This is a genomic window from Streptomyces sp. PKA51, assembly GCF_057552455.1.
In genome coordinates, this window is sequence record NZ_BAAJPZ010000006.1 from 335,574 (window position 1) to 343,465 (window position 7,892).

General features: G+C 73.6%; 8 protein-coding genes. 3 read left to right on the forward strand and 5 right to left on the reverse strand.

The genetic code is table 11. The annotated features are described in order from the left end of the window. Nucleotides 1-16: 16 nt before the first annotated feature. Nucleotides 17-553, reverse strand: a complete 537-nt coding sequence (locus AC27L3_RS13000) for a methylated-DNA--[protein]-cysteine S-methyltransferase (protein WP_487234180.1) — start codon at nucleotides 551-553, stop codon at nucleotides 17-19. Beyond that, complete coding sequence (locus AC27L3_RS13005; RefSeq protein ID WP_487234181.1) at nucleotides 550-2,067, reverse strand: AlkA N-terminal domain-containing protein; 1,518 nt, start codon at nucleotides 2,065-2,067, stop codon at nucleotides 550-552. The genes AC27L3_RS13000 and AC27L3_RS13005 overlap by 4 nt, the downstream gene beginning before the upstream one ends. 189 nt (nucleotides 2,068-2,256) lie before the next feature. On the opposite strand from AC27L3_RS13005, the gene AC27L3_RS13010 reads away from it, so the two are divergent. From AC27L3_RS13010 to AC27L3_RS13020, 3 genes are all read left to right on the forward strand, one after another. Next, nucleotides 2,257-2,901, forward strand: a complete 645-nt coding sequence (locus AC27L3_RS13010; protein ID WP_487234182.1) for a DUF4360 domain-containing protein — start codon at nucleotides 2,257-2,259, stop codon at nucleotides 2,899-2,901. A 91-nt stretch (nucleotides 2,902-2,992) separates the two neighbouring features. Further along, complete coding sequence (locus tag AC27L3_RS13015; RefSeq protein WP_487234183.1) at nucleotides 2,993-3,640, forward strand: DUF4360 domain-containing protein; 648 nt, start codon at nucleotides 2,993-2,995, stop codon at nucleotides 3,638-3,640. Between the two features lie 78 nt (nucleotides 3,641-3,718). After that, nucleotides 3,719-4,645, forward strand: coding sequence for a MurR/RpiR family transcriptional regulator (locus AC27L3_RS13020; protein WP_487234184.1), 927 nt, complete (start codon nucleotides 3,719-3,721; stop codon nucleotides 4,643-4,645). Nucleotides 4,646-4,922: 277 nt separating this feature from the next. On the opposite strand, the gene AC27L3_RS13025 is transcribed toward AC27L3_RS13020, so the two are convergent. From AC27L3_RS13025 to AC27L3_RS13035, 3 genes are all read right to left on the reverse strand, one after another. Further along, nucleotides 4,923-5,852, reverse strand: a complete 930-nt coding sequence (locus AC27L3_RS13025; RefSeq protein WP_487234185.1) for an anti-sigma factor RsbA family regulatory protein — start codon at nucleotides 5,850-5,852, stop codon at nucleotides 4,923-4,925. Nucleotides 5,853-5,854: 2 nt separating this feature from the next. Continuing rightward, complete coding sequence (locus tag AC27L3_RS13030; protein ID WP_487234186.1) at nucleotides 5,855-6,214, reverse strand: STAS domain-containing protein; 360 nt, start codon at nucleotides 6,212-6,214, stop codon at nucleotides 5,855-5,857. 124 nt (nucleotides 6,215-6,338) lie between these two features. Continuing rightward, nucleotides 6,339-7,739: an amino acid permease gene (locus AC27L3_RS13035; RefSeq protein WP_487234197.1), complete on the reverse strand. Its 1,401-nt coding sequence runs from the start codon at nucleotides 7,737-7,739 to the stop codon at nucleotides 6,339-6,341. Nucleotides 7,740-7,892 lie beyond the last annotated feature (153 nt).

A 7,892-nucleotide genomic window follows, 5' to 3' on the forward strand; every position in this document is an offset into this window, starting at 1 on the left:
GAGAACCTGCGGTAGGTCAGAACAGGGCGGCCTGACCGTCGCCGGAGGCCGCCGGCAGGGCGCACTCGTGCGCCAGCAGGGCGCGCTTGCGCTCGATGCCGCCGCCGTAGCCGGTCAGGCTGCCGTCCGCGCCGACGACACGGTGGCAGGGCACGACGATGCCGAGGGGATTGCGGCCGTTGGCCAGGCCGACGGCCCGGGATCCCGTCGGCTGCCCGATGTGCTCGGCGAGCTCGCCGTACGTCCAGGTCCGCCCGTACGGGATCTCGCGCAGCGCCGCCCAGACGCGTTGCTGGAAGGCGGTGCCGTGCAGCAGCAGCGGGAGGTCGAACTCCCGGCGCTCGCCCGCGAAGTACTCCCGCAGTTGCCTGACGGTCTCGGCGAACGGCTCACCGGCGGCGTCCGGCAGCCGCCGGCCGAAGCGTTCCACCGGAGGGCGGTGCCGCTGCTCCTCCATGTACAGGCCGACCAGGTGCCGGCCCTCGGCCACGAGGGTCAGCGGCCCGTACGGGCTGTCGACGACGGTGTGGGTGCGCTGGACTGCCGCGGTCATCGGTGGGCTGCTCCTCGGTCGTCGGTACGGGCCGGCGCGGCGACGACGTCCGCCGTCGGCATGTGGTTGACGGGGTGGTCGCCGGTCGCCCACAGGTGTTGGACGGCGTACGCGCGCCACGGCCGCCACGCCGCGGCGCGCCGGATCAGCGCGGCCGGCGTCGTGGGCAGCCCCAGGTCCGCCGCGGCGAGCCGGACGCCGAGGTCGGTCGCGGTGAACGCGTCGGGGTCGCCCAGGGCGCGCATGGCGATCGTCTCCACGGTCCATGGTCCCACTCCCGGCAGGTCCGACAGCACCTGCCGGGCCCGCTGCCAGTCGCTGCCCGCCGCCAGGTCCAGCCGCCCGGCCGCCAGCACCTCGACGAGGCCGGCCAGGGCCTCGCGGCGCTTGCGGGGGAAGGCGACGGTGGCCGGGTCGAGGCCGGTCAGGGCGGCGGGAGCGGGGAAGAGGTGGGTCAGCCCGCCGCCGGGGTCGGCCACCGGTGTGCCGTGGGCGGCCACGAGCCGCCCGGCGTGGGTCCGGGCCGCCGCCGTGGAGACCTGCTGGCCGAGCAGCGCCCGTACGGCGAACTCCGCACCGTCCACCGCGCCCGGCACCCGGCGGCCGGGCGCCTTGCGTATCAGCGGCGCGAGGACCGCGTCGGCGCCGAGGAGTTCGTCGACGGCCTCGGGGTCGGCGTCCAGGTCCAGCAGCCGCCGGCAGCGGTTGATGGCCGTGGTCAGGTCGCGCAGGTCGGACAGGGACAGCCGGCACTGGACGTACGAGCCGGGGCCCGGCCGCAGTTCGGCGATGCCGTGCCCGTGCGGCAGGCGCAGGGTGCGGCGGTAGGTGCCCGCGCGCCACTCCTCCACACCGGGCACGGCCGTGGCGACCAGGTGCCCGAAGAGGTTGTCGGGGCACAAAGGGGCCCGGTAGGGCAGCCGCAGGCACAGCTGACCGGCGGTGTGCTCGGGGCGGCTGCGCCGGCGCAGCTCGGTGGGGGAGAGGGCGAAGACCTCGCGGACGGTGTCGTTGAAGGCGCGCACGGAGGCGAAGCCGGCGGCGAAGGCCACGTCCGCCATGGGCAGCGTGCTGGTCTCGATCAGCAGGCGGGCCGCCTGGGCGCGCTGGGCCCGGGCCAGGGCGAGGGGACCGGCCCCCACCTCGGCCCGCAGCCGGCGCTCGATCTGCCGGGTGCTGTAGCCGAGCCGGGTGGCCAGCCCGTCGACGCCTTCCCGGTCGACCACGCCGTCCCCGATGAGCCGCATGGCCCGGGCCACGAGGTCGGCGCGCTCGTTCCACTGCGGTGAGCCGGGGGTGGCGTCGGGCCGGCAGCGCTTGCAGGCCCGGAACCCCGCCTGCTGGGCGGCGGCCGCGCTGGGGTGGAAGGTCATGTTCTGTGGTTTGGGCGGCACCACCGGGCAACTGGGCCGGCAGTAGATACCGGTCGTCAGCACCGCGGTGAAGAACCAGCCGTCGAACCGGGCGTCCTTGGACTGCACGGCTCGGACGCATCGCTCCCTGTCTTCATGCACCCGCTCAGCATGACGGCAGGCAGACGCGGTGGCTGGCGGATTTCCGACATCACCCTCGGGCCGCGGCGGCCGCGACGGCCCGGGGCCGGGGCGGGCATTCTCGGCCTGTCTTGTTCTGTACATGCCTGTCTCTGCCTGCTGGTATGGACCGCGCCCGGCACGCTCCTGCACCCCGATGGGAGGACTCCCGTGCTCAGACCCGCACTGATCGCCGGCGCCACGACGGCGCTCCTGGCCGCATCGTTCGCGCCACAGGCCGCCGCCGCCCAGGGCCCGCCCCCGCCCGACCGCATCGTCATCGACGTCGTGGCCGTCAACGGCTCCGGCTGCCCCGCCGGCACCGCCGCCGTGGCCGTCGCACCCGACAACACCGCCTTCACCATCACCTACAGCAACTACCTCGCCCAGGTCGGCATCGGCGCCAAGCCGACCGACTTCCGCAAGAATTGCCAGCTGGGCCTCAACGTCCACGTCCCGCAGGGCTTCACCTACGCCATCTCCCGCGCCGACTACCGCGGCTTCGCCCACCTGGAGCGCGGCGCCACCGGCATGGAGCGGGCCGGCTACTACTTCCAGGGCTCCCCGCAGACCACCGCGGTCAGCCACCGCTTCAGCGGCCCGGTCACCGACAACTGGCAGACCTCCGACGTCACCGACGTCGACGCCCTGGTCTATGCACCCTGCGGCGTCCAGCGCATCCTCAACGTCAACACCGAACTGCGCGTCGGCGCCGGCTCCTCCGACCCCGCGACGACCAACAGCTTCATGGCGATGGACTCCACGGACGGCAGCGTCAACACCCTCTACCACTTCGCCTGGAAGGAATGTCCCTGACCGGGTGCGGGCCCCGCACCCCGGGCCCGTACCGGATCGCTCACGTCTGCTGCCGGTCCGGGCGGGCCCCGGTCCGTGGGAGGGATGAGACATGCTCGCACCGGTGCTGACCGCGTCAGCGGTCGCGGCGCTGCTGGCCGGCCCGCTCGCGCGGCCCGCGGGCTGGGAGGGCACCCCGCCGCCCGACAAGATCGTCATCGACGTCGTGGCCGTCAACGGGTCGGGCTGCCCGGCGGGTTCGGCCAATGTCAACGTCTCGCCGGACAACACGGCCTTCACCGTCTCCTACAGCAACTACGTCGCCCAGGTCGGAGTGGGCGCCAAACCGACGGACTTCCGCAAGAACTGCCAGCTCAGCCTGAACGTCCACGTCCCGCAGGGCTTCACCTACGCCGTCGCCCGCGCCGACTACCGCGGCTTCGCCCACCTGGAGAAGGGCGCCACCGGACTGGAGCGTGCCTCGTACTACTTCCAGGGCATGCAGCAGACGTCCTACGTGAACCACCCCTTCACCGGCCCGCTGAACGACAACTGGCAGACCTCCGACACCACCGACATCGACGCCCTCGTCTACGCGCCCTGCGGCGCCCTGCGCAACTTCAACATCAACACCGAGCTCCGCGTCGACGCCGGCACGTCCGACCCCACGAGGACCACCAGCCTGCTGGCGATGGACTCCGCGGACGGCAACATCAACACGCTCTACCACTTCGCCTGGAAGCCGTGCCCCAAGCCATGAGCGGCACCGGCGAACGCACCCGGGCGCACAGCCCGGGTGCGTTATGTTGAGGCGCACAGGCGATAAGGAGACACACCGGTGCGACCAGGGCAGCAGGAGCGTGCACAGGCCTCGGCGATCACTCCCGGCAGGCCCCCCGCGGTGGCGGAGCCGGCCCCGGCGGAGAAGCTCCGTGCCCTCTTCGGCGACCACCGGCTCTCGCCCGGACAGCGCCGCATCGCGCAGTACATCACCGACCACCTCACCGAGGCCGCGTTCCTGACCATCACCGACCTCGCCGAGCGGGTGGGGGTCAGCCAGCCGTCGGTGACCCGGTTCGCCTGCTCGCTGGGGTTCACCGGCTACCCCGCGCTGCGGGAGGCCCTGCAGCCCATCGCCATCGGTGCCCTCGCCGGCGCACCGGGGCCGGAACAGGCGCAGGCCCGGCCGAACGAGCTGCAGGCGGCCGTCGACGCCGAGATCGCCAATCTGGAGGCCCTGCGCCGGCTCTTCGCCGGCACCGACCGCGTCCTGGAGGTCGGCCGCGAACTGGCCACCTCCGTGCCCCTGACCGTCATGGGCCTGCGCATCTCCGTCTCGCTCGCCGAGTACTTCGCCTACGCCGCCCAGCGCATCCACCCCGACGTGCGCCTGGTCTCCCGCGGCGGCAGCGTGGCCCACGACGCGCTCCTGCAAGCCCGCGAGGCCGGCGGCACCTGGGTCCTGGCCTTCGCCATGCCCCGGCACGCCAAGGAGACCCTCGCCGTTCTGCGCTCGGCGCGCAGCACGGGCCTGCGCATCGCCCTGATCACGGACGTGGCCCTGGGCCCCCTGGTGGAGGCGGCCGACGTCGTCTTCACCGCCGGCACCGGCTCCCGCCTGATCTTCGACTCCTACGCCGCCCCCGGCGTCCTGTCGGCGGCCCTGCTGCAGGCCATGGCCGACGCCGACCCGGAGCGCACCCAGCTACGGCTGGAGAAGTACGAGCAGGCCGCCGACCAGCACGACTTCTTCCTCGAGGACTGACCCCGCCCCACCGCACCGGGCGGGGTTCTTTCGGCCCCGGCAGGGAATGAAAATTTTCTTACCCTTGCGTACTTGGCAGTAAATATATTTACTACTCCTGCCCCCGCCGACCGCGCCGGAGCGGGATCCCAGGGGCGGACACCATGGACGACCCCCTCCTCGTCGGCCCGACGGTGTTCTTCCGGGCGCTCCGCTCCCCTCGGAACGCCCGTGGCGGCCCCGGTCTCCCCCTGGACCGGGGCCACCGGCACCGCCGCGCGCTGCACGTTGCGCCTGGTCAGCGCCGCACATAGCAGCGCGTGGTGGTGCCCCCCGGATGCGTGTGCGTGCGCACCAGGTCGCTCAGGCAGTGCACCAGCAGCAGCCCGCGCCCGCCCGGCCGGTCCACCGGCGGCGGGCGCCGCCCCGCCAGCGGGTCGCCCAGGAAGCCCCGGTCCGTCACCTCCCACACCACGTACCCGTCCTCGGCCCAGACGTCCACCGTCCCGCTGCCCCCGCCGTGCACCACGCTGTTCGTCGTCAGCTCCGCGACGGCCAGCGCCAGGTCGTCCAGCCGCGCCCCGGCCAGCCCCAGGGCCCGCGCCCGTCCCGTCACGAAGTGCCGGGCCTGGGGCAGGGTCTCCCCGTCGAAGCCGAAACGGTCCGGCGGCCGGTCCGGCGGCACCAGGGGCCGGTTGTACAGGGCGACCACCTTGTCCGGGGCGAAGAGCGGGCTCGGCACCGGCCGCCCGTCCCGGATGACCACCGGATGCGTGGCGTAGGCATCGGCCAGCGCCCGGGCGTCCAGCCCCGACGCGTCGTACGGGCACACGATCGTCACCCGCCGGCCGGCGAAGGCGTGGTTGATCAGCGCCTCGTGCTGCGCGCACGCCGGGTACTCGGCGGCCGAGCGCCCCGGCCAGACCGGCTCCCCGATGATGCGCACATGCTCTTGCGGGTGGGCGTCGGCGAACGCCCGCAGCACCCGCGGGATGATCCGGCCCGGATTGCGGCCGGCCTCCTCCATGTCGACGAAGTGCACCGCCCCGCCCGCCTCGCTCAGCTCCTCGCGCAGCAGCGCGAGCCGGTCGGCCGGCACGGCCACCGCCACCGGCTCCCCCGCGGCCAGGCCGTCCCGGACGAACGAGGTGGTGGCCGCCACGTACTCGGACCGGTCCCGGTAGAACAGTGCCGGGTGGACGAACGGCTCCCCCTCGGCGCTCACCATGCTCACACTGTCACCTCGATCGCTGCCAGGTCGGACCAGAACGTCTCCAGGGCACGGCGCAGCGATGGCGGCGGACGGTCGACGACCAGGCGCCGGCCCGCCCCCAGCCGCTGGGCGGCCAGGGCCAGGGTGGTGGCGCCGAAGACGTCGACGAAGGTCAGCGCGGACAGCTCCAGGTGGACCTCGCTCCCACCGGCCGGCAGCGAGGCCAGCGCCCCCTCCCAGGCCGGACGGGTGCGCAGGCTGACCTCGCCCGCTATCCGCAGCCCCGGCGGCTCCCCCAGGGCGCGCACCACCAGGGCGGCCCCGACCGCCGGCCCGGTGGCCGCGTGCGGCCCCCGGGGGAACTCCGCATGTGCCATGCCCACCCCTCACGGATACCGGACAGCCGTGGGCAGTATTCCGCACCGGGCGGGGGGTTCACACGTGCGAGAGGCCGGTCCCCGGTAAAAGGGGACCGGCCTCTGGCGGTGCGTACGGCGCCCCTTACGGGGCGGCGGCGGTGCGCTGCCGCAGCCAGCCGGTCACGGCCAGGGCCAGGGCGAGCCCGCCGGTGAAGTACAGCTGCACCCGCGTGTCCGCTTCGAGCGTCATCAGCACCAGCACGCCCGCGACACCGGCCAGCGTCACCCACGTCAGGTACGGGAAGCCCCACATCCGCACCACGAGCCGCTCGGGCGCCTCGCGCTCCAACCGCCGGCGCAGGCGCAGCTGGGAGGCGGCGATGAAGCCCCACACCACCAGCACCACCGCGCCGACCATGTTCAGCAGCCATGCGAAGACGGTCGTCGGCCACCAGTAGGACAGCAGGACGGCGAAGAAGCCGAACGCCGACGACGCCAGCACCGCCCGGCGCGGCACCCCGCCCGTGGCCTTGCCCAGGGCGGCCGGGCCCTGCCCGCGCGCCACCAGGGAGTAGGCCATGCGGGAGGAGCCGTAGATGTTCGCGTTCATCGCCGACAGCAGGGCGATCAGCACGACCACGTTCATGATCTGGCCGCCGGCGGGAACGCCGAGCTGCTCGAGCACCGCGGCGTACGGGCCGTCCTCGGTGACGGCCTTGCTGTGCCACGGGACCAGGGTGACGATCACGAGCATCGAGCCGACGTAGACGACGCCGATGCGCCACATCGTCGTCCGCACCGCCCGGGCCACGCCGCGCCGGGGGTCCTCGGACTCCGCGGCCGCGATGGTGACGGTCTCCAGACCGCCGTAGGCCACGACCGAGGCCAGCAGGCCGGCCAGCAGACCGCCCGCCCCGTGCGGCAGGAAGCCGCCGTCGTGCAGCAGGTGGGTGGTGCCCGGGGACGCCGTGCCGGGCAGCAGGCCCCAGACCGCGAGGGCGCCGAGGACCAGGAAGACCGCGATGGCGCCGATCTTCAGGGCGGCGAACCAGAACTCGAGCTCACCGAAGCGGGAGACCGCCGCGAGGTTCGTGCCGCAGAACAGCGCCATGAGCCCCAGGACCCACAGCCACGACGGGGTGCCCGGGAACCAGCCCTGCAGGATGTGGGCCGCGCCGATCGCCTCGACCGCCACGCCCACCACCAGCAGGATCCAGAACATCCAGCCCGCCGTGAAGCCGGCCCACGGGCCGAGGGCCCGGTCGGCGTGGACGGAGAAGGAGCCGGAGGCCGGGTTGGCCGCGGACATCTCGCCGAGCATCCGCATCACGAACATCACCAGCAGCCCGGATACGGCGTACGCGAGCACGATCGACGGCCCGGCGGCGGCGATGCCGGCGCCGGAGCCCACGAAGAGGCCGGCGCCGATGACGCCACCCAGGGCGATCATCGACAGATGCCGTTGCTTGAGCCCGGTGGCCAGCGGCTTTGCCTGCTGCGGCGGGCTCTCGGGCTGCGCGGGAGGGGACTGGAGGGTCCGCATCATGGTCGTGCCTGTCCGTTATCCGAGACGATGGAGGTCCCGAGTATGACCAGCGCGCACGCGGCTCGCGTCATGCGTCCGATATTCGGACGGTTGATTGACGGAGGGTGACGAACCCCGTAGCGACCTGTCGCCGTGCGTAGCGGGGGAGGC

Excerpts from the sequence above, each read along its gene's own strand:
- AC27L3_RS13000 (WP_487234180.1), bottom strand. The coding sequence starts at position 553 with ATGACCGCGGCAGTCCAGCGCACCCACACCGTCGTCGACAGCCCGTAC.
- AC27L3_RS13025 (WP_487234185.1), bottom strand. The coding sequence starts at position 5,852 with ATGGTGAGCGCCGAGGGGGAGCCGTTCGTCCACCCGGCACTGTTCTAC.
- AC27L3_RS13015 (WP_487234183.1), top strand. The coding sequence starts at position 2,993 with ATGCTCGCACCGGTGCTGACCGCGTCAGCGGTCGCGGCGCTGCTGGCC.
- AC27L3_RS13030 (WP_487234186.1), bottom strand. The coding sequence starts at position 6,214 with ATGGCACATGCGGAGTTCCCCCGGGGGCCGCACGCGGCCACCGGGCCG.
- AC27L3_RS13035 (WP_487234197.1), bottom strand. The coding sequence starts at position 7,739 with ATGCGGACCCTCCAGTCCCCTCCCGCGCAGCCCGAGAGCCCGCCGCAG.